23 protein-coding genes and 1 pseudogene are annotated in these 24,201 nt (G+C 45.4%); 11 read left to right on the forward strand and 13 right to left on the reverse strand.

The window, feature by feature from the left end; translation table 11 throughout:
• Positions 1 to 46 precede the first annotated feature (46 nt).
• From BUB19_RS03350 to BUB19_RS03370, 5 genes are all read left to right on the forward strand, one after another.
• Positions 47 to 1,054: a serine hydrolase domain-containing protein gene (locus BUB19_RS03350; protein WP_073091990.1), complete on the forward strand. Its 1,008-nt coding sequence runs from the start codon at positions 47 to 49 to the stop codon at positions 1,052 to 1,054.
• 39 nt (positions 1,055 to 1,093) lie between these two features.
• Positions 1,094 to 1,552: a tetratricopeptide repeat protein gene (locus BUB19_RS03355; RefSeq protein WP_073091993.1), complete on the forward strand. Its 459-nt coding sequence runs from the start codon at positions 1,094 to 1,096 to the stop codon at positions 1,550 to 1,552.
• Between the two features lie 382 nt (positions 1,553 to 1,934).
• Complete coding sequence (locus BUB19_RS03360) at positions 1,935 to 2,150, forward strand: hypothetical protein (RefSeq protein WP_073091996.1); 216 nt, start codon at positions 1,935 to 1,937, stop codon at positions 2,148 to 2,150.
• A gap of 141 nt (positions 2,151 to 2,291) precedes the next feature.
• Positions 2,292 to 2,852, forward strand: coding sequence for a hypothetical protein (locus BUB19_RS03365; protein ID WP_073091999.1), 561 nt, complete (start codon positions 2,292 to 2,294; stop codon positions 2,850 to 2,852).
• Positions 2,853 to 3,153: 301 nt separating this feature from the next.
• Positions 3,154 to 4,020 carry an SDR family oxidoreductase gene (locus BUB19_RS03370; RefSeq protein ID WP_073092002.1) on the forward strand — a complete coding sequence of 289 codons (867 nt, stop codon included), beginning with the start codon at positions 3,154 to 3,156 and terminating at the stop codon, positions 4,018 to 4,020.
• Positions 4,021 to 4,368: 348 nt separating this feature from the next.
• On the opposite strand, the gene BUB19_RS03375 is transcribed toward BUB19_RS03370, so the two are convergent.
• The 4 genes and pseudogenes from BUB19_RS03375 to BUB19_RS03390 all read right to left on the reverse strand — a co-directional run bounded on the left by BUB19_RS03375 (position 4,369) and on the right by BUB19_RS03390 (position 6,084).
• On the reverse strand, positions 4,369 to 4,845 hold the full coding sequence (locus BUB19_RS03375) for a c-type cytochrome (protein WP_073092008.1): 477 nt from the start codon (positions 4,843 to 4,845) through the stop codon (positions 4,369 to 4,371).
• A 23-nt stretch (positions 4,846 to 4,868) separates the two neighbouring features.
• The gene (locus tag BUB19_RS24720) at positions 4,869 to 5,204 is read right to left on the reverse strand and encodes a GTP-binding protein (RefSeq protein ID WP_394333873.1); all 336 of its coding nucleotides are present in this window, start codon (positions 5,202 to 5,204) and stop codon (positions 4,869 to 4,871) included.
• An 8-nt stretch (positions 5,205 to 5,212) separates the two neighbouring features.
• Positions 5,213 to 5,603, reverse strand: a pseudogene (locus tag BUB19_RS03385) (GTP-binding protein); the annotation flags it as partial.
• Between the two features lies 1 nt (position 5,604).
• Positions 5,605 to 6,084 (reverse strand): MerC domain-containing protein, encoded by a 480-nt coding sequence (locus tag BUB19_RS03390; protein ID WP_073092017.1) that lies wholly within the window; start codon positions 6,082 to 6,084, stop codon positions 5,605 to 5,607.
• A gap of 113 nt (positions 6,085 to 6,197) precedes the next feature.
• On the opposite strand from BUB19_RS03390, the gene BUB19_RS03395 reads away from it, so the two are divergent.
• Both BUB19_RS03395 and BUB19_RS23775 read left to right on the forward strand, forming a co-directional pair.
• Positions 6,198 to 6,479: an ATP-binding cassette domain-containing protein gene (locus BUB19_RS03395; RefSeq protein ID WP_073092020.1), complete on the forward strand. Its 282-nt coding sequence runs from the start codon at positions 6,198 to 6,200 to the stop codon at positions 6,477 to 6,479.
• A gap of 307 nt (positions 6,480 to 6,786) precedes the next feature.
• On the forward strand, positions 6,787 to 9,135 hold the full coding sequence (locus tag BUB19_RS23775) for an alpha-L-fucosidase (protein WP_084096931.1): 2,349 nt from the start codon (positions 6,787 to 6,789) through the stop codon (positions 9,133 to 9,135).
• Between the two features lie 271 nt (positions 9,136 to 9,406).
• On the opposite strand, the gene BUB19_RS03405 is transcribed toward BUB19_RS23775, so the two are convergent.
• The 5 genes from BUB19_RS03405 to pdhA form a co-directional block, all read right to left on the reverse strand.
• A complete protein-coding gene (locus tag BUB19_RS03405; protein WP_143155898.1) occupies positions 9,407 to 11,167 on the reverse strand; it encodes a peptidase associated/transthyretin-like domain-containing protein in 1,761 nt (586 codons plus the stop codon).
• A gap of 34 nt (positions 11,168 to 11,201) precedes the next feature.
• Positions 11,202 to 12,167 carry a FecR family protein gene (locus BUB19_RS03410; RefSeq protein WP_073092026.1) on the reverse strand — a complete coding sequence of 322 codons (966 nt, stop codon included), beginning with the start codon at positions 12,165 to 12,167 and terminating at the stop codon, positions 11,202 to 11,204.
• A 3-nt stretch (positions 12,168 to 12,170) separates the two neighbouring features.
• A complete protein-coding gene (locus BUB19_RS03415) occupies positions 12,171 to 12,749 on the reverse strand; it encodes an RNA polymerase sigma-70 factor (RefSeq protein WP_073092029.1) in 579 nt (192 codons plus the stop codon).
• 207 nt (positions 12,750 to 12,956) lie between these two features.
• On the reverse strand, positions 12,957 to 14,048 hold the full coding sequence (locus BUB19_RS03420; RefSeq protein ID WP_073092031.1) for a hypothetical protein: 1,092 nt from the start codon (positions 14,046 to 14,048) through the stop codon (positions 12,957 to 12,959).
• Between the two features lie 340 nt (positions 14,049 to 14,388).
• Positions 14,389 to 15,411, reverse strand: coding sequence for a pyruvate dehydrogenase (acetyl-transferring) E1 component subunit alpha (pdhA, locus tag BUB19_RS03430; protein ID WP_073092037.1), 1,023 nt, complete (start codon positions 15,409 to 15,411; stop codon positions 14,389 to 14,391).
• Between the two features lie 104 nt (positions 15,412 to 15,515).
• Between pdhA and recF the strand changes: the two genes are divergently transcribed.
• On the forward strand, positions 15,516 to 16,628 hold the full coding sequence (gene recF, locus BUB19_RS03435; protein WP_073092040.1) for a DNA replication/repair protein RecF: 1,113 nt from the start codon (positions 15,516 to 15,518) through the stop codon (positions 16,626 to 16,628).
• Here recF and BUB19_RS03440 read toward each other — a convergent pair.
• Both BUB19_RS03440 and BUB19_RS03445 read right to left on the reverse strand, forming a co-directional pair.
• Complete coding sequence (locus BUB19_RS03440; RefSeq protein WP_073092043.1) at positions 16,625 to 17,041, reverse strand: DoxX family protein; 417 nt, start codon at positions 17,039 to 17,041, stop codon at positions 16,625 to 16,627. The two genes, recF and BUB19_RS03440, sit on opposite strands and share 4 nt — an antisense overlap.
• Before the next feature lie 134 nt (positions 17,042 to 17,175).
• Complete coding sequence (locus BUB19_RS03445; RefSeq protein WP_073093141.1) at positions 17,176 to 18,078, reverse strand: nucleotidyltransferase family protein; 903 nt, start codon at positions 18,076 to 18,078, stop codon at positions 17,176 to 17,178.
• 371 nt (positions 18,079 to 18,449) lie between these two features.
• Here BUB19_RS03445 and BUB19_RS03450 point away from each other — a divergent pair, with 371 nt between their 5' ends.
• Positions 18,450 to 18,788: a P-II family nitrogen regulator gene (locus BUB19_RS03450; protein ID WP_073092046.1), complete on the forward strand. Its 339-nt coding sequence runs from the start codon at positions 18,450 to 18,452 to the stop codon at positions 18,786 to 18,788.
• Positions 18,789 to 18,845: 57 nt separating this feature from the next.
• The gene (locus BUB19_RS03455) at positions 18,846 to 20,078 is read left to right on the forward strand and encodes an ammonium transporter (RefSeq protein WP_073092049.1); all 1,233 of its coding nucleotides are present in this window, start codon (positions 18,846 to 18,848) and stop codon (positions 20,076 to 20,078) included.
• Between the two features lie 317 nt (positions 20,079 to 20,395).
• On the opposite strand, the gene BUB19_RS03460 is transcribed toward BUB19_RS03455, so the two are convergent.
• Positions 20,396 to 22,606 carry a M1 family metallopeptidase gene (locus BUB19_RS03460; RefSeq protein ID WP_178371429.1) on the reverse strand — a complete coding sequence of 737 codons (2,211 nt, stop codon included), beginning with the start codon at positions 22,604 to 22,606 and terminating at the stop codon, positions 20,396 to 20,398.
• Positions 22,607 to 22,960: 354 nt separating this feature from the next.
• Positions 22,961 to 23,542, reverse strand: coding sequence for a HupE/UreJ family protein (locus BUB19_RS03465; RefSeq protein ID WP_073092055.1), 582 nt, complete (start codon positions 23,540 to 23,542; stop codon positions 22,961 to 22,963).
• A gap of 88 nt (positions 23,543 to 23,630) precedes the next feature.
• On the opposite strand from BUB19_RS03465, the gene BUB19_RS03470 reads away from it, so the two are divergent.
• Positions 23,631 to 24,122 (forward strand): DUF6702 family protein, encoded by a 492-nt coding sequence (locus BUB19_RS03470; protein WP_073092058.1) that lies wholly within the window; start codon positions 23,631 to 23,633, stop codon positions 24,120 to 24,122.
• Positions 24,123 to 24,201: the final 79 nt, after the last annotated feature.

Consider the following 24,201-nt stretch of genomic DNA (forward strand, 5'->3'; position numbering starts at 1 on the left):
CTACTTCAAATCCAAAAACCAATTACATCTAGTAGTAATATTCAGGATGAAAAACCTACTTAAAACGATCCTGAGTGCATGTTTGGCTTTAATTCTTCCCCAAGAACTACTTGCCCAAAATTCAAATTCCCTTGCAATAAAAATTGATTCTCTTTTATCCAATAGCGTTTCAAATGGCTATTCAGGAAGTGTATTAGTAGCAAAGGATAGGGAAATCATTATATCTAAAGGATACGGGCTTGCAGATCGTGAATTGAAAATACCCAACAATTCCAGCACTGTTTTTAATATTGGTTCTGTCACTAAACAATTTACTGCAGCAGCAATAATGAAGCTTCAGGAAGAAGGAAAATTGACTACCAGTGACAAAATAATTAAATGGTTTCCCGATGCTCCACTAGATAAACATCAAATCACTATTCACCAGTTACTGACCCATACATCAGGCCTTTCCCCTCAAACGGGCGGTTTTCGATATGATAAAGCAACTAAATCACAGTTTTTGCAAGAATTCTATGATGCTGACCTCATGTATTCTCCGGGGGAAAAGCATACCTACGCCAATGCCAATTACATCCTTTTGGCGGCTATTGTAGAGGCATCCTCTGGGCAGGATTACGAATCATTTCTCAGGGATCAATTCTGGGGTCCATTGTGTATGGATCGCACAGGGTATCACAGGGTCAATTTTCCCAGGGAAGCCGAGGCAAATGGATATTACTTTGATTTAAAGACGGGCAAATGGGAAGATTGGGGAACTACTCAGGGGTATCTGCCTGGTTCAGGGGATCATTGGTATAGTATAGGAAAAGGAGATCTGCATTCAACCGTGGAAGATCTATACAGATGGGAACTAGCTCTTGAGCATCATGAGATTTTAGAAGAGGCTTCCAGACAGAAAATGGAAACAGGCTTTGCCCCTGAAAATGAAGCACGAACTTCCCATTATGGCTATGGCTGGGCTATATACAATTCTTCCAGGAATTCAAAAATTGTAAGTCATAACGGAAGCAACGGGATATACTTTGCAGATTTCATCAGATTTGTGGAGTAAGGTTTGGTGATCATAACCTTATCAAACACTCGGTTAAACTTGCAATCTGAAAATATTGGATGGGAAATAGCTAAGGTCGTAATGAACCCTCTCCACCAAGCCCAGGTAATTCCTAAAAATGTGTCTGAATTGATATATGATTTTATGAGGGCTTATCCCGCAGAAAAATCCATACAATTACATGACTTCATAAAGAATCAAATAGGTGAGTCTCTCAATGATACATCCATCTTGAATCGTATTGGCCTTACTCAAATTTCAGGCGGTCTAAACTCAGATTGGGGAATAGCTTTGCTTAACTTAAATACCATGCTTTTTCCAGATGATGGAAACCTTTGGGATTCTTTAGGAGAAGGATATTTATTACTTGGTGATAAAGAGAATGCCAGGTTGAATTTTAAAAAAGCTCTTGAATTAGGACAAGAAAAGGAATGTCACTGGTGCAAAAACTCACAGAAAAAATTGATTCTTATTCAAAGCAATCCGAATTTAAATTAGTAGATTAATCTATACCTGTATCACAGGCCTTCAAGATCTTATTGATGAATACACGAATTAAAAAATCTTAGGTTTTCAAATGGCGAAACTGGCAAATAGCACGAATTATCTATCACGAGGAGCAAATACCTAAGAAAAAGACAGGGTGTTTATCTTAGCGAGATTATTTTACTTTTTGTTTCGATCCATGCCAAAAGGAATTCCACCTACCTTTTGCCATTTCTCTTTTTAAACAGTTTTTAAATGGCTTGTTGTCCCATTCCTTAAAGTCATAAAGTCCGGGATTTCATCAAAATGTCCCGAATCATAATTCAAGACGACTAGAGGCTATATCTATCCCAACTTTGTCACATCATTCATCAAAAATAAAATTCAATACATTATGAAAAACAAAGCAATTACACTGGGAACAGGTATCGGTGTCGCCATCGGGACAATGCTGGGAGTAGCCATCGGCACAGCCATTGGAATTATCGCACTCGGATTATTAGGGGTGAACTTTGACAATCAAATCACCTTCTGGATAAGTACCGGAATGGCCGTAGGCGGAGGAATCGGTCTGGTCAACTTTATGCTCAAATCGGCCAAAAAAGTATAAAGGCTCGTGCCATGGGCAAAAAGTCCTGGATTTCATCAAAACGTCCCGAATCGTAATTCAAGACGACTGGCCGGGTTTGAAAGCCCAAATTTGTACCATCAGTTTAAAACAAACACAAATCATACTTAAACAACACAAACAATGAAAAAGCAAATCTTCATCTTATTTATCGGTCTGATTACGTCTCTAAATATTCAGGCTCAAACGGAAAACCCCAATCGAAAAGGCTTCACAGCCGGAGCTTCCTTAGGTGTAGGCGCACTGCACTTCACCGATGGGATGAGCGAAAAAACTACACGAGGCGGTATCTCCCTTCCCAATCTCAAAATGGGTTGGTTTGTATCTCCCCGAACAGCCATCTATGTGAATACCGTAGGACAAATCTATGAGTCCGAAGGAGTAGACAGAAGCTTTGAGGGGATCATCCCATCTATCCAATACTGGGCGACCAATAAATGGTGGGTCAGCGCAGGATATGGTGCCTCTTTGGATATGAAAGCACTCTACGAATCCGAGGCTGATTCCAAAAAGAGCGAGTGGGGAAAGGGAGTATTGATCTCCACAGGATATGAGGTACTACAACGTCAGAAATGGGCCCTGGATATCCAAAGCCGTTTTTACATGGCTAGGGTAACCCGAAAAGAAGATGGAAATCTAGACGCAACCAACTTCTCCCTCGGAGTAGGTATCAGCCTCTTCTGAATAGAAAAGTTATCTAAAATTTCAAAGAAAAAAGCAGGGAAGAGTTGTGAGTTTCAACGGCTTTCCCTGCCGGATTCTTTTTCCCAACAAGCCATCAACCATGAAACGCCGAACACTTTATTTCCTCATTCCAACTATGTTTTTACTTCAATTTCTATTCGATCAAAGCCTCCCTACACTGGAACGAAAGCTAGACAGGCTTTACCAAAAAGGATCTGTGGAATTCTTGATCAAGGTTTTAATGGAACTGAAAAACACCAAAAAATGATCCTCAAATTCCACCTATTCAAACCATAATACAATGCAAGGAAAAATAATTCTGGCCGGAGCCACCGGTTATTTGGGAGGTTTTATCACCAAAGAGCTTACGAACCAGGGAGTTGATTTTTTGGCATTTGGGCGAAACGAGGAGAAACTCAGGAACATGGGTTTGCGATCAGATCAAATTCAGATCGTCGATGTCACAAAGCCGGCCTCTTTTCCAGCATTTCAGGATCCCATAGATACGGTTATTTCCACGGTAGGAATCACTCGACATAAGGATGGCCTGAGCTATATGGATGTGGATTATCAGGCCAATCTCAATTTGCTGGAATTTGCCAGGCGGCAGCAAGCCAGAAAGTTTGTTTACGTGTCTGTGCTGAATGGTGAGCAAATGCGCCACTTGAAAATCACTGCCGCCAAGGAACGCTTTGTAGATGCCCTCAAATCGTCCGGTTTGGAATACTGTATCATCAGACCCAATGGCTTTTTCTCTGACATGAAGGACTTCCTGGCCATGGCCAGGTCGGGCAGGGTTTACCTTTTTGGTGACGGGGAATTCAAGCTCAACCCCATTCACGGAAGCGACCTTGCAAGGGTGGTCATTGAAAGCATTGTTTCCCCTCGGCAGGAAATTGAAGTAGGTGGTCCGGATATCTTCACCCAAAATGAAATCGGAAAATTGGCTTTTGAAGCGATGGGCAAGGTGGTCAAAATCGTTCACCTTCCTGATTGGATGCGACGAGCTGCACTAGGAATCATTCGCACCTTTACCAGTTCAAAGACATACGGGCCTTATGAGTTCTTTCTCAGCATGATGGCGCGGGACAATGTAGCTCCACGGCATGGGGTAAAGCGCCTCGAAGCCTTCTTTCGGGAGGAAAGTGACAAAACCCAGGCAGTTTAAATCCTTCTTTAGTACTGAAATCAAAAGTAATTGAATCAACTACCTAATGGGTTAGACCAGGTTTGTGCTTTCTCTTGCTGAATTAAAGTTTTCTTTTGTTCTTCGGTAAAATAGGAGTTACCAGATGAAACGGGGGGCTTTTGAATACCTTAGATAACAATTTGAGCTCAACTGCGGCCAAAAATATACATCGCTATCGGGAGCCTCACAGCTCCTAAACGAAGGACCGTTTTGAAATATCGAACGTGCAACGTTTCTTAAATGATTTTCTAAAATAAAAATTAGTTCCTAAAATACCTACCCAAACTAAATCACCACCTCAGGATATTTCACTCCCAATACATACCATCAATACAGATAAGGATGGTAATCCGTTGCGGGTGCTGTCACCTTATACTCCGATTGAAGAAAAGCAACCAGGTCAATCAGTTCCTGAACCGTCATTAACTCGTTGTAATTCTTCATTCTGGAACGACCATCCTCAGTAATGCCTTCATTTTTATTTACCCACCCGATCTTGTGGGAAGGGTTAATGACCGAAGTGACCAATTCTCCATAGGTTTTTTGAGAGCTGACTTCCCCACCTAGCGGTATTCTGAGACCGTCATTTTTTCCCTGCCAGGCAATCCCTGAAATACTGTGGCAAGCATTGCAAGCCAATTTCGTAAAGGCCGCTTTTCCTAGTTCTATATCACCCTCAGGAAGGGCAAAGCCCCGCTCCTGGGAAGTACAACTACTGATAAGTAACCCTCCACAAAATACGATAAATAGTACTAATCCATTTGAGGTCTTGCTCAAGGTTTTATTGCTCTTTATGCGAAACATAGCCGACTGTTTTAATGAAAGATCTAATTCATGCTAATGACTAACAAAAGTGAAGGTATTCTATAAGATACAGAACAACAATGATTTAAGTCAGACCTGTTATTGATATTACTCAGTAATTTACTTCGGAAATACCCAAAGATTAGTGCGAGTCGGCCTTTCAGCTTGAACAATTTAGGAGGTATTTTTTTTACACCGTACAATGGCAACTCGTCATTCAGTTGTTTAGAAAGGGAGAAATGCCTGGTATCATGGTCCTGGACCAGACATGCATGTAGTTCTTTGGTGATAGTTTCTCTATCCAAATCCTGGCCTATGATCACCAGTTCATTCATCCAGTCCCCCCAGGTAGGGCTCAGCTTTAAGAGATCCTCCGGCCTGACTCCAGATCAATGAGACTGTTTCCAGTTTCAAATGAAAACGTCTGAGCCACAAGGTATGGGCTAGGAGTTTCCCGTGCTTTCTATCAGGAGGTAATCAAATTTATCTTGTTTTGCCAATTTTGCACTTCCTGAATCAAATCCTCCCGCAGCGTGCAACAAATGCAGCCGTTGGACATTTCGATGAGTTTTTCCTCGGTGCGGGAGAATCTGATCTCATTCCGGACCAGTTTTGAGTCCACATTGACCTCACTCATGTCGTTGACGATGACGGCAACTTTATAGCCGGCTCGATTTTGTAAAACGTTGTTGAATAGAGGTGGTTTTGCCGGCTCCCAAAAATCCACTCAATACCGTGACAGGAATTCTATCTTTTATTTTAACTGCTTTTAATATCAGGCATCAGGCAGCCTGATTTTGATTTTTTGAAATATAACCAATTGACATAGTGTCCGAATGACACCAGGACGGCGCCAAGAGGGGTGATAAGATGTTCAACTGGACTATGGTCATTTTTTACCTGGTTGAGTGCCGCCGGACCTGCCGCTTCTATTAATATCCCGGCATGCCCATGACCCCAAATCAGCCCTACTAGGATAATAATGAAGCCAGAGGCGATCAGGATCAGGGGCAATAGTCTTTGGTGATGCTTTTTAAAACCATGGGACACAGCCAATACTGCCAATAGAAAACTAAAGACGATAATTGTGTACTCTATCCTGGGATTGGCTAAAAATCCCAATCCCAGAAAGGGAAGGACACTGATCAGGAATGGCAGTGCCATACAGTGTATGGCACAAACCAGAGAGGCCGAAAATCCTACAAAGTCGAGTCGGGAGTCTATAAAAAAGGTTTTCATTGGTCGTGAATATAATGCAATTGTATTGCAAATATACGTTATGCTTTTTACTTTGCAACATTATTGCATTTAAAAATTACTTGTAGTAGTTTTGTACTTTAATCCATAGCGTTATGCTTAGCACCCAATCCATAATTTTTGAATACAATCAGGCAAATCACTTTGCCTTCCCCGATATCAGTTTATCAGCAGGATCCGACTTGCTTATTCTTGGAGAGTCAGGAGTGGGAAAAACTACCCTCCTCCATCTCATACCAGGTCTGCTTAAGCCTAAAACAGGAAAAATCACCATTGAAGAGACGGCTATTACGGATTTGAAGGGGAAACTCAAACTCAATGCCTTGGATTATTATCAATTGAATTATACTCTGGAAAATACGTGGGTGTATCTCTGAGGTATGATAGCCCCGGATGAACGCGAAAACAGCAAGTAGGTTTATATCCTGGCATATCCCGAAAAGGCGACTAGTAGATCCTAAGCCTGAAAAGTAATAGGTGCTTTGATTCACGAACCAAACACAAAAAAGCCAGACTCCCCGAAAAGAATATCCAGTTCAATGGCATTCAGGGGGCTGGCGTCTGGGCCGGTTTGGCATTACCGGAATTTCTCATTGCTTCCCGCTTCCAATAATTGCTAAAAAAGATCAAATCTCATATATTGATACCCCTTAGACGTTGACTTAAACATACGACATCCGTACCATGCCTTCGTTGAAAAACATTGCCTGCATCGTCTTGTTCTCTTTGTGTCAACATGTCACGGCTCAAACGGAATGGCAAAACCCCATCAAGAAGCAGGGGCGGCTGGGCTCCCCACTGGTGGAGACCTCCCCCTTCGTGTTTGAGGACAAGTTGTACCTGCTGGAAAACAACCAACGATTCTGGGACGTCCCGGGAGCCAAACCAGGAGACTATTTTCAGGAAGACGAAGTGCGCATCCGGGACCTCGCCACCAACGAAATCGTTTCCGTGCCCCTTAAAAACCATGCCTTCGGAACCGTGCTGACCTGGAACAACCGGGTGTATGTTTTTGCCGGCTTCTATGGAGAAAACAAACCCTGGCGGAAGATCACGGAAATCGTCGTCACCAGCTCTACCGACCTGAAGGAATGGACCAAACCAGAGACCATTCTCCGGGCAAATCAAGGGGAGTACTTCTTCAATACGGCTGTATGCCGGGGAAAAGAAGGGTTTGTTCTGCTCTACGAAACCAGCGATCCGCAATGGACGCCATTTACCTTTCGCTACATGCGGTCGTCTGACCTTAAAAACTGGCAGGAAATTCCGGAAGCTACCTATGGTCATAACAAGTATGTGGGTGGGCCGGCCCTGTACTATGAAGACGGATGGTATTATACACTCTATCTGAAGTCCTTAAAACCAGGCTACGAAACGCACATTACCCGCTCCCGGGACTTGATTCATTGGGAAGATGCTCCGGAAGACCGCCCTTTCCTGAGCTTTGATCCAAGCCACAAAAACATTCCGCTGATCGATCCTTCTATTCCGGAAAGCAATGCTTCAGATGTGGAACTGTGCTACTATGAGGGGCAGACAATTCTTTATTTCACAGGAAGTGACCAGACCACTGCCGGTGATTTACAGTGGGCCACCTTTTCCGGCACACCCAAGCAATTGTTCGCTCACTTCTTTCACAATACCGAATCTCCGGGCAATGAACCGCCGGAAGCAGAAGGTAGCTGGCATCCGATCTTGCTACCTTGTGAAAAACAAGCTAGTGATTTCTCCTACTCTTCCGCCACCTACCGGACCACACCCAGTCCCCAACAATTGGCATTTCAGGAAAGGCAGCTAGGCGCTTTTATTCATTTCGGCATGGCTACATACGCCTCAGACATGATGGTCGTACCGGAAGCCACACTTTTCAATCCCTCACAATTGGATGCTGATCAATGGGTGAAAACGGCCAGATCCTTTGGTGCAAAACATATTGTGCTTACAGCAAAACATCATAATGGCTTCTGCCTTTGGCCAAGCAAGACTACCGAATATTCGGTAAAAAACAGTCCCTGGAAAGGAGGCAGGGGAGATGTGGTTAGCGAATTTGTTAATGCCTGTAGAAAGTACGGTATAAAAGTAGGATTGTACCTCTCCGGAGGAGATACTCATTTTGGTGTAACCAGCAGTCCGGACCCCCAGGGAGAACGAAAGATTCGGGGGGATGTACATCGCTATTTTCCGGTATTTCTGGAGCAATTGCGGGAATTGTTGACCGGATATGGAGAAATTTCCTATCTATGGTTTGACGGAGCATACGATCCATTTGGTTGGGACGTGATGCACCCGGACAGCCAAATTCCTCTTGGCACTTCCTATGGTGACGCCATTCAGTCGATGGTACGCCAGCTACAACCCAACGCGGTCATTATGGGGGGAACCAAGCCTGATGTACGTTGGTCAGGGAGCGAACAAGGTTGGGCTCCCTACCCCCTTGAAAACGTTGTAAAACCTGGAGAGGGCCATGCCAATTGGGTAGGACCTCAAAATGCCGGCTACATTCCGGCAGAAGCCAACCTTCACACCCGCTCAACCTGGTTTTGGAGCCCAGATTCAGACCACACACTTAAGGATTCCTCCTTTCTGATGAATGCTTACCTAGAGACGATAGGCAGAGGAGCCAATTTACTGATCAACATCACTCCGGACAACACCGGGCTAATTCCAGCAGCAGAGGTAAGGCTACTGGAAAATTTTGGCAATTCCGTCCGCAAAACTTTTGGCAATCCGTTTGGAATCACTTCTTCAAAACAACAACCTGCTTCAACATTAACCTTAACATTGCCTCAACGTACAACTGTTAATTTTCTGGCCATGGAGGAGCGGCTTCAAAACGGCCAGCACATTAGGCGGTATGAGGTAGAAGCATTTGTACAAGGGGACTGGCTGCCGGTTGCCAGCGGGACGACCATCGGACGAAAACGCATTCAACAATTTGGTCCCCTGGAAACCGACCGGGTACGCCTCCGCTTGTACGGGGACGATCAGAATTTGGAATTGGAATCTTTTGCCGTCTACGGCCCGGGGATTTGAATGAGAAGTATTCGATAGGATTAACGCGCCTTATGGGTTTATCCGGATATGATCAGGGGCATAGTGGCTCCCATATCCATCGAAAATACGTCCACCGGAACAGATGCTCCACACAAACATTCTGCGATGGATAAAAAGTATTATCTCAACAAGCAATCTTTGGGGAACGAAACGAAACTCCCTCATGATTCCTTCCTGAAATGCGCTTATCCCTTTACACTCCAACAACAGAAAAACAATAGACCCTACACTTTTGGTTCTTTACCTTAAGTCAAAACACCCACTGGATCCCTCCTGCCACCCCAAGCTGAATGCTGTGGGTTTGGCTATTTCTATTCCATTTAATAAGTTGAACGCCCTGCCGAAAAACCTCATTGTTAGTATCCCCGCCATGTAGCCCCAATGAAGGTCCGGCAAAAAACTTCAGGTGCTTTCCCTGCTTATACCCCTGAAGAAAACGAAGGGATGACAATCGATGAGGAGAATTGATTAAAATACGTTCTACTATTTCCAGGTCCATAGAATAGCGCATCTTCCGCATCAGATGAATGCCTAATCCCAATTCCAGCCCGTATTCAGGAGGTGATTGGAGCAATATGCCCGTTGCAATCAGTCCGTACATCTTTCTCCCACCAGTCCGGAGACTCAGCCTGGAAAAAGAAGTCTCGTCCATACCCAATGCAATACTCTGCTCCCCATCCCCTATAATATTGATCAGGCCCATTGGATAATCACTGCTGGAGGCAACATTGATCAAACCTAGCTGCAAGCGGGTAACCGTATCTGCCCGATTGATGAGTCCTGCTATTTGATAACTGACCCCGCCACCGGAACGATTGGCTAGACCTGCGATTTGTGCGATGCCCGCATCAGCTTTGGTCAGATTGTACAAGCCGGCCACCTGAACCCTATCGCTGCTTTGGGCTATATTGGCCCAGCCTGCAACTTGTACAGGGGCTTTGCCGCTTACCCGATTGATTAATCCCGCCACCTGTGCACCGTCAAGGTCTGCCCCCAGCAGATTTACCAGTCCGGCTACCTGAAAGCCCGACAAGCGGCCATAAACATTGTTAAAGATCCCCGCCGCCTGAAATCCCGAAACACCTCCACCCACCAGATTGAACAGGCCGGCCGTTTGCATACCGGACACCATCCGTTGGTTCAGGTTGAAAAGACCGGCAGCTTCGATGCCTTCCACTCCGGCAGTATATCCGCCGAGTAAGTTGAGGGAAAAGTTATTGATCATCTGGCTGCTGAATATTCCCTGGGTACTCAGCCCCGGGGTCAACGAGATTTGCACCGGGCTTTCGGCAAAAAAACCGGCCAGGTTTAGCCGTTGCATCCTTTGCCTGAACCCAATGAAAAGGCCTCCCCAGAAACTATTTTCAAGATTGTCTCCAGTCTCCCCGGATGGCAAAAAACGAAACTCAGCCCATCCGGGTTTGTCCGGGTCCACTTCTACCGAAGGGAGCAAGACAAAGGAGGTATCCCTGTAATTCTCCTTTCGCAATGTCAGCCAAGTGGAAGTGGCGGAAGCCGGTTTCAGCCGGAGTTCAAAAAAACCCCGGGAATCAGACATGGTGTAGGCCAGTCCGCTTTTTTCGATGATACTGGCATCAGGTATCGATTTTCCGGAATTGAGGTCTATGATCTGGCCGCGTAATACCGGCACCTTTCCGTTCAAATCCACTTCCAACGCTACGTCCAGTTGTCCGGGTGCATAGCGAATGATCAGATAGCCTTCGTGCTCCGAAAAAACATAAGCATTTCCCAAAACCTCATACAGAAAACCCTCCAGAGTCCCATTGTATTGTCGTAAAGGCAGCCTGGCATCCAAATCTATCAAATCGCTTTGATAAGAAAAGTAAAAGTCCCTTTGGGAGGAGATTTGTTCAAAAACCTCTCCCAGCAGAGGTTCTGAAGAATAAGAAATATCCAATTCACTTAGCAGGTAACCCTGTGCCTGCAAGTCCCTGTTACATACAAGTCCGCTGAGTATAAGGAATAGTGCAAAAAAAATAATAACACGCATGGACTTATCTTCATCTCCGCATGAATGTAAGGAATTATTCAATAATTATGCTATCATCCTGATGGATAATGCGCAAACCTAAGGTTTGCCGGATCAACTCCAGGTTGTTCTCCAGAGAGCCGTACTCCAGGGTGGTCGTGATGCTCATATTTCTGGCAGTTTCCGAACCTATCGCTATCGGTGTCTCGTAGGCCCTGCTCAAAGCCTCCACCAATACTGGTAAGGCTACTGAATCTGCCACAAACCTGCCGTCCACGAAGTAGCGAAACAGCTTGTTGCTGGTCCGGCTACGCTCTATTTTACCATTCCGGGTATGTATGAGTACCTTCTCATCCTTCCCTAAGGTGACAGCACTTTTCCTGAAGGCCACCTTCACCTCGCCGCTTTCTACGATCACCTCTATCATTTCTGCCGATTGTTGCACCTTAAATGATGTCCCCAAAACGGTTAGGGTCATCTCGTTAGCGACCACGACAAAGGGCCTGTTCTTATTTTTCACCACCTCAAAGAAAACCTCACCCACACCCATCGATACCAGACGGCGGTCTCCCAGTAACTTTTGAGAATAGGTCAATTGCGAATTTTTATTCAGGGTCAACACAGAACCATCGGGCAGCACCTCCGTTTTAGCTTCATCCAGGGTCTCCAAGGGAACTTCGGTATACCAGGCAGCAGCCGGACTTGCCAGGAAGGTCGCCCACAGCCAGCCTACCGTGATCAATAAGAGAACCACCCCTGCTATGCGAAACCAGACCGGGGAAATATCACTGCGGGGCACCGGGCTATTTTTAATGTCTCTGCGGTGCTTAAATTGACGCCAGGCTTCCTCTTCGTCGACGGCATTTTTGTCAAGCAAGGATGCAGAACTGTCCCAGACCCAACGCAACTGTTCAAAGTGACGGCGATTTTGCTCTTCAGCCTGAATCCAGGATTCAACCAGATTCGTCTCGTTATGATTCGCCTCGCCAAGCAGGTATTTTATGAGTAATTGATCTTCCATGACTTAAAACAAATAGCTCCACAACATCAGCAGAAGGGGAAGAAACTCGGCCAGCGCCACCCTGAGGGTTTTCAGCGCCTTGCCCATATGGGCCTCCACCGTTTTTACAGAGAGCCCCAGGCGCTCAGCAATCTCTTTGTATCTGAGTTCTTCCACCCTGCTCAGCAGAAAAACCGTCCGGCACTTGTCAGGCAAACCTCCAAGGGCATTCGCAAACCTATCCGCTATTTCTTTGTGTTCGAGAGAAAATGCCGCAACCGTACTGCTGCCCCGTGCTATCTCCTGACGGTTTAGTTCCAGATGCTTCTGTTTGACCTTTTCATGTTTCAGGTAATTCAGGCAGTCATGATACACGCATTTGTAAAGGTAAGCCTTCAGAGAGGTAGAAATCTGCAAATTCTCCCGTTTCTCCCAAAGCTTGAGAAAAACAGTTTGCACGATTTCGCTGGCAGCTTCCTGGTCTTTTAAGAGCGCCGCTGCATAGGCATGAAGCGGCCCGAATAAGTTTTTGAATTGCTTTTCAAAAACCGCTTCATCCATGAGCTCCGGCAAATCATCACGATGATGATCGGAAACTTTCATCAGAACTTATACAGGTTAATACTGAAATTCATATTGGACTTAATGGTTTTCTATTCCCTTTACTACTATTCAGGGTATTCGGTACAAACCCAGAGCTCCTGGAAATGAAGGTTTTTACCTCTGCTCAAGGCAGGCACATTTTACACTTATCTGACCAACTTAGCAACAAATCTGTTAATAATTGGTACAAATTTCTGCTCTTTTTCATCAGTGTACATTAACCTGAATCCCGGCATTGAATCCCCAGTGTACCGCTTTGAAAGTCTGTGACCGGTAACGGTCCCAGATTTTGTATTTCGCCAGGTCTGGTCCATCTGGATTTCGGGTATTGAGATAATTCAGGCTCGGACCGGCATACAACTGCAGCCTTTTGGATAGTTTCGCCACCGGCAACAATCGCAATCCGGACTTCGCGTAACCACCCCATTTTTCAAAATTGGTACCCCAAATGTGACTTCCTTCCAGATCCAATCTGAGGATCTTCCGATCCAGAAGCCTGATTCCGACTCCCGTTTCCAAAGCATAGGGAAGGTCTTCGTGGTAAAAATTGGAACCCAGGCCAAGGATTCCATACATGCGCTTGCCACCTGACCTGAAACTGACCAACTGTGTTAGGTTTTCATCTACCGATACCCCAATTCTTTTTTCACCGTCGGAGATAAGGTTAATGATGCCGACAGGATAATCACTCGTTTCCGCAATATTGATCAGGCCAGACAATTGCATGCCCTTGACCGTTCCGGCTTTGTTTACCAGGCCCGATACCTGTACCCCATCTACATCTTTTGCCTGATTCAGTATACCGGAAAGTTGAATTCCGCTGACCCTTCCGGTAAAATTGGCGATTCCCGCAAGCTGGGCACCTTCCACCGTTGCTGCAGTATTGACCAGCCCGGCCAGCTGTACCCCGGATCCCTGCTTTGCACTATTCACCAATCCCGCCACCTGTACTCCCATATCTGCCTGCCCTGCCCGGCTGACAAGGCCGGCTACCTGGGCACCCTGAAGCTGTCCGGATACAGAGAGCCACAATCCCGCCGATTGAAAGCCTGTGACATCTCCTTTTACGAGGCCTCCCAGACCGTATATGGCAAAGCCAGTTTCTCCTCCCGAAAGTCCCGCCAGCGCATGAATGCTCAAATTATTAGAGTAGTTTGCTGCCGCCGCTCCGTTAGTGCTTAAAGGATAAAAAAACCCCAGGTGAACGGGACGGAGTTCCTGAGCACTGAGTTCAGAAAAAATCGTAACTAAAAACAGCAACATGCTGCTGATAAGGCTGAAGTAATAATTGCGTTTCATAAGTTTCTTTTTTTGTGATGTATTCCTTTGACAACCCTATTCCGATTTACCCTTAGTAAAAAGGAAAAAAAATTCTACGTGTAGGGTAAACCAGCTTTCAGTTGTACTGAGAGAGAAAAAACTATCGACAAAGAAAACCCTCAACAATGCAGGCGAATCAGGTAATCCGACCTCGGCTACAATTTTCGAACGACCCGTATTGGAGAAGTGGACGAAACTGTACCCGGGTAATCGGGACCGGCTTGCGGAGTCAGCGCTGGGATTGGATTTTCCACACAAATCCAAAAAAAAGACCATCCGGGAGGCCGGATGGTCAGGAAACAAATGGTTGGGGGAATGCCTATTCCATTACAAATGGATAGTCATCTTCTGCGTATACGTCTTTAAAGGCATCTTCACCTTTTGGCCAGGGAGACTCTTCTGCAAATTTCACCGCATCGGCTACCTGCTTTTTGACTTTGGCTTCGATCTCTTTGATTTCCTCCTCGCTGAGGATCTTGTTGTCCAGGATGGTTTTTCTTACCTGCTCGATCGGATCCCGCTGCTTGTATTCTTCCACCTCTTCCTTGGTACGGTATTTTTGGGGATCAGACATCGAATGTCCCTTATACCGGTAGGTTCGGAATTCCAACAGCGTAGGCCCATCTCCTTTCCTGGCACGGTCGGCCGCTTCTTTGACGGCCTCATGCACCTCTTCCACATTCATGGCATCCACGGGGAAGGATGGCATATCATAGGCTTCTCCAAGTGTGTACAGTTCGTCTACATTGGAGGACCGCTTCACGGAGGTACCCATTGCGTAACCGTTGTTTTCAATCGCAAATATCACCGGAGCCTTGTACAGCATGGCCAGGTTCAGTGCTTCATGAAAGGCACCCTGTCGCACGGCGCCGTCGCCCAGGTAACATATACAAAGGTTTTTGGTGCCCTTGTATTTTTCGGCAAATCCAATACCCAGGCCCATGGGGATCTGTGCACCCACAATGGCATGACCACCGGCAAAATTCCTGGATTTATCAAAAATATGCATGGAGCCTCCTTTTCCTTTGGTGGTACCGGTTTCCTTGCCAAAAAGCTCGGCCATTACAGCACCCGGGTCCGTGCCAAGTCCCAGGGGAGTGGCATGGCACCTATAGGCAGTGATCCACTTATCGTCCTTTTCCAGAGCTGTGATGGCACCAGAGGCGCAAGCCTCCTGACCGATATAGAGGTGACAAAAACCCCTGATTTTCTGTTGTCCATACAACTGCCCGGCTTTTTCTTCAAATCGCCGCATCAGCAACATGCTTTCAAACCAGTAAGTATAGGTTTCCTTTGAATATTTTACTTTAGATTTACTCGTACTAGTACTCTTCTTTGCCATACCGTATTCTATAAAATATGCTAACTTTGGGCCCAAATATAATGAAATCAATGCAATTCCGACGTCTTTTTATAAAATTGTAGACATCAACCGTTGAAATATCCATGCACCTGAAAAACCTGGAACTGATTCAATTTAAAAATTACCCAAAAGTGCAAGTGGAATTCAGCGAGGAAGTAAACTGCTTTTTCGGAGAAAACGGTGCAGGAAAAACCAACCTGCTGGATGCCATCCATTACCTCTGCCTCACCAGAAGTGCCCTGCTCCCTCTGGATAGCTATCATGTCATGCATGGAAAGGAGTTCTTCACCATTAAAGGCGATTTCGAAAGCCACCAACAGCCCCTGTCCGTAAATTGTGTCTTTGAGAGCAGCAAAAAAAAAAGGATCAGTTTAAACGGAAAGCCTTATCAGCGCCTCAGCGAACACATTGGGCTTTTGCCCCTGGTATTGATTGCGCCGGATGATACCCTGATGATCAACGGCGGAAGCGAAGAACGAAGAAAATTTTTCGATGGCATGATCAGCCAGACCGACAGCCACTACCTGCAATTGCTCATCCGCTACCAGCACTATCTGAAGCAGAGAAATGCCCTGCTAAAAAGGTTTGCAGAGGAGAAGCGGACCGATAAGGCGCAGCTACTGCCCTATGACACCCAATTGGTCTCCCTTTCGCAGGCCATTTTCGAAAAAAGAGCTGCCTTCCTGACCGAATTCTTTCCCTATTTTGCAGACCACTACAGGGCTATTTCTGGTGAAAAGGAAAGCGTAAGTATCAGCCATGAAAGCCAGGTCCGAAAGGATAATTTTTCCCAATCCTTTGCACAGTCTCTGGAGAGAGATGTTTTGCTTAAACGAACCCATTTCGGCATTCATAAGGACGACTACCTTTTTCGACTGGACAAGCACCCCTTAAAAAAGTTTGGCTCTCAGGGGCAAAAGAAATCTTTTTTAATAAGCCTGAAACTGGCGCAATTTTTTATATTCAAGATGATCAAGGGGACCAAACCGTTATTGTTGCTGGACGATATATTTGACAAACTCGATGACAGACGGATTTTTCACCTAATGGATAGAGTGGCAAGGAAAGAGTTTGGACAGCTTTTTATTACAGATGCAAGACCGGAAAGATCGAAAGAGATCCTGAGAAATATCCAGGCGGATACCAGGTATTTTACAATCAAAAACAACAGAATACTGGCCGATGAATCGAATTAATACCTGCGGCGCTTCAGGATTTGACCATCCAGGGAAATTTTACCCGGTCCCATCAATAATAAGACGAAAAACACCAAAAGGTACAGCAGCGGCAACTCCTGCCTGTTGAAAGCATCGTCTCCATGCGAGATAAACGCAATTACCGCCATATTGATGATCAGGGGTATCAGAAAGAGCCTGCTCATGAAACCCAGAATCAAAAACACCGCGCAAAAGACCTCTGCAAAAATTACGAGTTGTAAGGATAAAGAAGGACCCAGTCCTATGGGGTCAGAAAAACTATTTACACGCTCCGCATAGTTGGTGATTTTTGACCAGCCGTGGGTCAACAGCATCACTGCAGATCCTACCCTCAAAAGCAATAAGGCCACATCGGGTGCAACAGGGAAATGAGAAAAAACTAATCTTTTCATGCGCTAGAAATAAATGGGGTATTATCTGAAACGATGCTAAAGTTAAATAAAAATAAATGCGAATGACAATATTTCACCTCTCTTACCAATACACCGGATCCAAATCCGGAGAGGTTAAACCCTCGGAAATGTGCTCACCATAATTTTTCCGGGTATACGCCTTCCTGGTGCAGTTTTTTCAGCGAGCTCATCACGTGGGCCCTGTCCTCCGGATAGGTTACCCCAAACCAGATCCGGCCACCCTCAAGAATTTTCACTTTAGCCATATCTTCCTGTATAAGTGAGTTGACTACTTTAGGTATGTAAAACTCTGACTTCAAATTCCCCCTGCTTTCTTCCAAAAAGGGAAACCACAACTTTTCGGTCTGCTCAAACACCGCGGGATGAAATCCCCAGCAGTTCATAGAAACCGGATTTTCGGGCAATATTTTGATCCGTTCATCTCCCTCCTGATGGAAAATACCTTCAGCAGTCCTGGCGATACTGGTACGCTCTACCATCCCCTTCAGGTATCCTTCAGCGGAGGACTCACAAACACCTCTGCTGACAGTTCCGTTTTCAGAAAGTACGTTTTTTATGGCATAGCCCACCATACAGTGCAGGTCTGCCCGCACCTCCTTTGTCAAAAACCTGGCTAGTATCCGAAAGGCATCTTCTCCATAAAAATCGTCGGCATTGATGACAGCGAAAGGCTCGCGGACCGCATCTTTTGCACACAATAGCGCATGGGCTGTACCATAAGGTTTCTTCCTTTCCGGGTCCCGGTATTCTGCAGGAACCCGGGTATCCAATGCCTGGACTACAAAATCCAGTTTGATATGGCTACCGAATTTGGGGACGAACAGGGCTTTGGCTTCTTCCAGGATCTCCTTCCTAACGATAAACACCACTTTTCCAAAGCCGGAGCGTATGGCATCAAAAACGGAATATTCCAAAATGGTTTCCTTATTGGGTCCAAACCCATCGATTTGTTTGTCTCCTCCATATCTGCTGCCCATTCCTGCAGCAAGTATCAAAAGTGTAGGCTTATTCATCATTTCTACAAAAGAATTGGTGGTAAGTATAAAATGCAAAATATGACAATTCCCGCAAAGTTAATTTTTTTACCCTTCCCCCAGAGATTTACCTCCACCTTTTTTGGCAGGTGTGTCTCAAGCTGGCAATGTTTAAAGGATTACTAAAACAATCTAAACTAGCGATTAAATCACCAATAATAAACTATTAAGGGTATTTTTCATATCCATTCATATACTTCAAACAGTTTTTTAATGTTATATGGGTTATTTTACACCCATTAATCAATATTAAGGCAAAAATCTATTGTTAAATCGAAATTGATTTTTTAATTTTGAAAAAAATAAATTTTTAATCGTAGAATCATTAATAAAACATTAACCCTGTTATAAAAATGAAAAAAATTGAAGCTTTAATTAGGACTTCGAAATTTGAAGAAATTCATAATTGCCTGTCAGGACTGGGGGTGAAATTTCTTACATTTTACGAGGTGAAAGGAATGGGACTGCAGCACGCCAAAATGCAAACTTACCGGGGAGTGGCTTACGAACCGACTTTCATTCCGAGGACAAAACTGGAGATCGTCGTGCCAGACGATATGGAAGAAGACGTGGTCAAGTGTATCCTGCGGGAGGGCAAAACAGGTGAAGTTGGTGATGGCAAAATATTCGTCTACGATGTGGGCAAAGCGTTCCGAATCAGAAATGATGATACCGGAGAGAGTGCCCTGTAACCGGTTTGAATACCAGACATCACCCAAATTTTATCCAACTTATAAAATCTTATTTCGATGAATCAGGAATTATTTACCATCAACAACCTTTGGATCATGGTAGCCACTATATTGGTTTTTATCATGCACCTGGGATTTGCCGCTTTGGAGGCCGGACTCACAAGAGCGAAAAACACCGTTAATATTTTGTTTAAAAACACCGTCATCCCGGCATTGGGATTGATCACTTATGCCTTTATTGGTTTCAACCTGATGTATCCCGGAGAGGCCTTTTCAGGGGGTGTATTTGGCCTGGCTGGCCTGGGTTTGAGTCTTCCCGATGGCTGGGATACCGCAACCTATAGTGAGGGCTATACCTTTTTTACGGATTTTATCTTTCAGGCCATGTTTGCCGCCACCGCAGCAACCATAGTTTCCGGAGCCGTAGCGGAAAGGATCAAGCTTGGTCCCTTTTTATTCTTCTCCCTGTTGTATGTAGGCATTTGCTACCCCATCGCCGGAATGTGGAAATGGGGAGGCGGATTCCTGGATACGCTGGCTACGCCGTTTTATGACTTTGCCGGATCTACCATCGTTCATTCAGTGGGCGGCTGGGGTGCCTTGATTGGCGCATACCTCCTGGGCCCGAGAATCGGAAAATACAAAGAGGGCAAAACCAATGCGATCCCCGGCCACAATCTACCCCTGGCAACTTTCGGCGTATTCTTGCTTTGGTTTGGATGGTTTGGCTTCAATGGCGGCTCTGTGCTTTCTGCTGATCCCGGTGCTGTATCTCTGGTTTTTGTGACCACCGCACTGGCAGCAGCAGCCGGCGCATTCGGTGCCTTACTTGCTTCTTACCTTAAGTTTAAGGCTTACGATATCACCATGGTACTGAACGGAATTCTGGCAGGCCTGGTGAGCATCACCGCCGGCGCAGACCTCATGTCTCCTACCGATGCAGTGATCATTGGCTTTGTAGGTGGCATTCTGGTGGTCTTCGGTGTGGTACTTTTTGACAAAATCAAAGTGGATGACCCTGTTGGTGCCATCTCGGTTCACCTGATTTGTGGTATTTGGGGTACTCTGGCCGTGGGTATCTTTGGCGATCTGGCCGGTGGATCACAGATCTTGTCCCAACTGACAGGTATTGTCGCTATCGGGGCCTTTTGTGTTGCGTTCAGCTTTGTAGTCTTCTTTGTACTCAAAAAGACCACCGGTATACGGGTGGACGAACGAGAGGAAATAGAAGGATTGGACATCAACGAGCACGGCATGCATGCTTATCCGGATTTTGCGACCAAGGAATAATTGGTACACCTGAAGCTGATCAATAAAACAATTGGCAGATAAAAAGGGGCGGTCTTCGGGATCGCCCCTTTATTTTTTAGCTGATGATAGCATAGCTGAGGCTGGAGCAACTGAAAATTAAACCATACCATTGTGGATCAACGATATCTTTCACCCCTCCGCTCTCTGTAGCAGCAGGATTCAGGCCTTTATACTATAAATGCTGTAGTTAAACCTGACCCTACACTACATTCACTAAATTCGCCTCAAAACATTTTACCCGCATTCCATATAGAATAACGAACTTTGAAAATCTACATCCATCAAAAAGAATGGGGCTAGTTCCTCCTCATGGGGTTAGGGCCAGCAGACGTACCTCTTGCCGGCATTTGCTGCTTAAACATTTCAAATTTGGAAGGCTTGAACTGACGTGGCCAGTAATTGTTGGTTTCGTTAATGTCCGCAGTTTCCCGGTACGGATCCAATACGATCTGTTTGACCATTTTTTCTTTGGCAAAGACCTTACTGACCTGGTATTCGTCCAGTCGCCAAATCTGGGCTGGTATACGTTCGAGCTCAGATGTCCCGTCTTCGTACTGAAATTCGAGGATTATCGGCATGACGAGTCCGCCCACATTTTCGAATTTAATTTCGTAGAAATTCAATCCGCTCTCCAGCATGGCCCTTTCATCCGGGCTAAGGCTATTGATGAAATTCTGGTAAGCACGTTCATCTTCGGGTGCGACGCGAAACTGGTCGTAGCTGTTGTAAAAATCTGCAGCCTCCGGATCTTTTTCGACATAGGTTTCGGGGATGGCATCGGCATTCCTGCTCCTTGAAATGTAAGACTCCTCTCTCTCGTATGCGGCCCGCTGTTCAGCTTTTACCTCAGCGGGCTTCTTGTTGTCAATTTTGTACCAGCTTACCTCCTGTATGGCAATATCTACAGGATCAGTACCATAAAACCAGCCCCTCCAGAACCAATCCAGGTCTACTGCTGAAGCATCTTCGAGGGTCCTGAACAAGTCATCCGGAGTAGGGTGCTTAAACATCCATCGCTGAGCATAGGTTTTGAACGCATGGTCAAATAGGTCTCTGCCCATCACCGTTTCTCTTAAAATGTTCAGTGCTGTGGCAGGTTTTGCATAGGCATTAGGGCCAAATTGGATAATATTTTCAGAGTTGGTCATGATCGGCTCCAGCAAATGCTTTTCACTCCGCATATAGGGTGCGATCTTGTGTGCCGGCCCCCTTCTGGACGGATAGCCACGCTCCCACTCTTGCTCTGCCAAAAACTGCATGAAGGTATTCAATCCTTCGTCCATCCATGTCCATTGGCGTTCGTCAGAATTGACGATCATCGGAAAAAAGTTGTGACCAACTTCGTGGATAATCACGGAAATCATACCATACTTTATGGCCGCGGTATAGGTGCCGTCCGTATCTGGCCGGCCATAATTGAAACAGATCATGGGATACTCCATTCCGTTGGTGGCCTCTACAGAAATGGCCACAGGATAGGGGTAATCAAAGGTTCTGGCAGAATAGGATTTCAGGGTGTGGGCCACCACACGGGTAGAATACTGCTCCCAAAGAGGATTGGCTTCTTTGGCATAATAGGACATGGCCATCACTTCCTTATCCCCCAGCTTTACGGCCATGGCGTCCCAAATAAATTTTCGGGAAGAGGTCCATGCAAAATCCCTGACATTTTCGGCATGGTACACCCAGGTCTTTTTGGTACTAGCCTTCCCTTTCTCAAGCTTCTCAGCTTCATCCTGTGTACGGATGATCACAGGCTTATCGAAAGTGGTTTTGGCTTGATTCCAGCGCTCCATTTCCTTGCTGCTAAGTACCTCCTGCGGATTTTGCAATACACCGGTAGCACCTACCATGTGGTCAGCAGGCACGGTAATAGACACCTGGTAATCTCCAAATACAAGTGCAAATTCACCCCGACCAACAAATTGCTTGTTTTGCCAGCCTTCAAAATCAGAATATACGGCCATTCGTGGAAACCATTCCGACATGGTATAGAGATAATTGCCATCTTCCTCAAAATATTCATACCCCGGCCTGCCTCCTATAAAACTCATCCGGTCATGAATGTTGAAACTCCATTCTATATGAAAGGTAAAACGCTCTCCCGGCTTTAAGGGCTGTGCCAGATCCAGACGCATCATGGTTTGATTTACGGTGGCCGGAATCTCGTTGCCATCTTCGTCCAGCACGGAATAGATTTTCAGCCCCAGGTCCATGTCGTGCCAGATGATGCCCTGCAATTGCCTCAAGCTCATTTTCGGCTGAATACTGCTGGCCGACATTTTGGGAGTTTCCGAATCTTTGTCCCGTTGATTCTGGTCTAGCTGCAGCCATAGGTAGGCCAGCGGATCGGGTGATTGGTTGTAATAGGTCACCTTCTCCTTGCCCCGTATCGATTGGTTTTCGTCGTTCAGCTCTACAGCTATCTCGTAGTCTGCTTTCTGTTGCCAATATTGATGACCCGGTGCGCCGGATGCAGTTCGATACACATTGGGGGACCTCAGCATGGGCCCTAATTGTTCAAAACGGTTAGCATGCCGTTGCTCATCCACCTGCGCCACAGCCGCTCCCTGGATCAATAAAGTAGCGAGGAAAAGAAAAGAAAAGAAAAGATTTTCATTTATTTAAAGTTTGTCAGTTTTGCTTACGTAAATGCCGGCACGTGTACCGATATCGCTTAAAACCCGCAGCGTATAGATTCATTATAAATTGCCCGTTCACCATTCTTTAATTGCTGGTCCCTTGTTGTAGGCAAAGCTTTCCTGTAGGGGCCAAAAAACCACCCTCCCAGTGTTTTAAAGCTGGAATTTAACAAATAAAGCTTTATCCTGTACCTATAACCTCTAAAAGTTAACCGTTTTCTACCAATATTTGTTGTCCAGGATCATCATAGTAGCCATGCCCAGTATGATGGACGATATGACCAGGACCCATTCTTTCCGGTTCACACCAAAAATTCCCACGACCAGTGAGGAGGCGATGAGAAACAGGATAACGATGACCAGTTGACCAACCTCCAGACCAATATTAAACGCAAGCAGCGGCTGGAATATGGATTGTTCTCTTCCCAGCAGGGATCTCAGATAATTGGAAAATCCAAGTCCGTGAATCAATCCAAAAAACAGGGCAAACAGGTAATTGAGTTGCAGGCCCCTACCCCCCGAAGGACGGGGTTTGAGTATATTGGTAAATGCAGTGATCGCAATGGTCACGGGTATCAAAAATTCAACCAGATCCGAATTAATCCTTACCAGCTCAAGGGTTGCCAGGGCCAGGGTAAGGGAATGGCCGATGGTAAAAGCCGTAACCAGAACAACAATCTTTCCCCAATCCCGCATCACATAAATAACAGCCAGAGAGATGACAAAAAGTATGTGGTCAAAACCTTTAAGGTCAAGGATATGTTGGATTCCCAAATTAAAATACAACTGAAACTGGCTCATAAGACTGGTAAATATTTTGCTTTTGGTTTAAAATTTTGTTGTAATATTAGTGCATATTTTACAGATTAAACAAAAATTATCTTTCTAAATGCTTGCTATCAAAGTATTGCTGTTGCAGCTTCCCTTCTGGCTGGGCCTGCATCCGTTTTATATCAGTCTTACCGACATGGTGTTTAATGAAAGCAGCCAGACGGTTGAAATAGCCCAAAAAATTTTCTGGGATGATCTGGAGGTAGCGCTGAGCAATAGATCCGGACAGAAGGTCAATTTTCTCGAACCGGCGCAGAAGGCAGTGCTGGAATCCCAAATAGAAGACTATATTTTGGCCCACAATTCCCTCCTTATCCATGGCGATACCATCGCTCTTAGCTACCTGGGCCATGAAATCGAAGCTGAAGCTGCCTGGTTTTACATGGAGTCGGAACAAATTTCCAATCCTGAAGAGATCACCATTTATAACAATATTTTAATCGATGATTTCCCCCTGCAGCAAAATATTGTAAACTTCTACAAAAACCGGAAACCAAAAAGCCTCATTACCCGGAAAGATAAAACTTCGGGCACCCTGATACTGGATTGAATGCAGTTAACGCAAGCATTCAACCCTGTTTACCCCTGGACACAAAAAAACCATCCCTTACAAATAAAGGATGGTTTTT

The sequence above is a fragment of the Cyclobacterium lianum genome (genome assembly GCF_900143075.1).
GTDB lineage: Bacteria > Bacteroidota > Bacteroidia > Cytophagales > Cyclobacteriaceae > Cyclobacterium > Cyclobacterium lianum.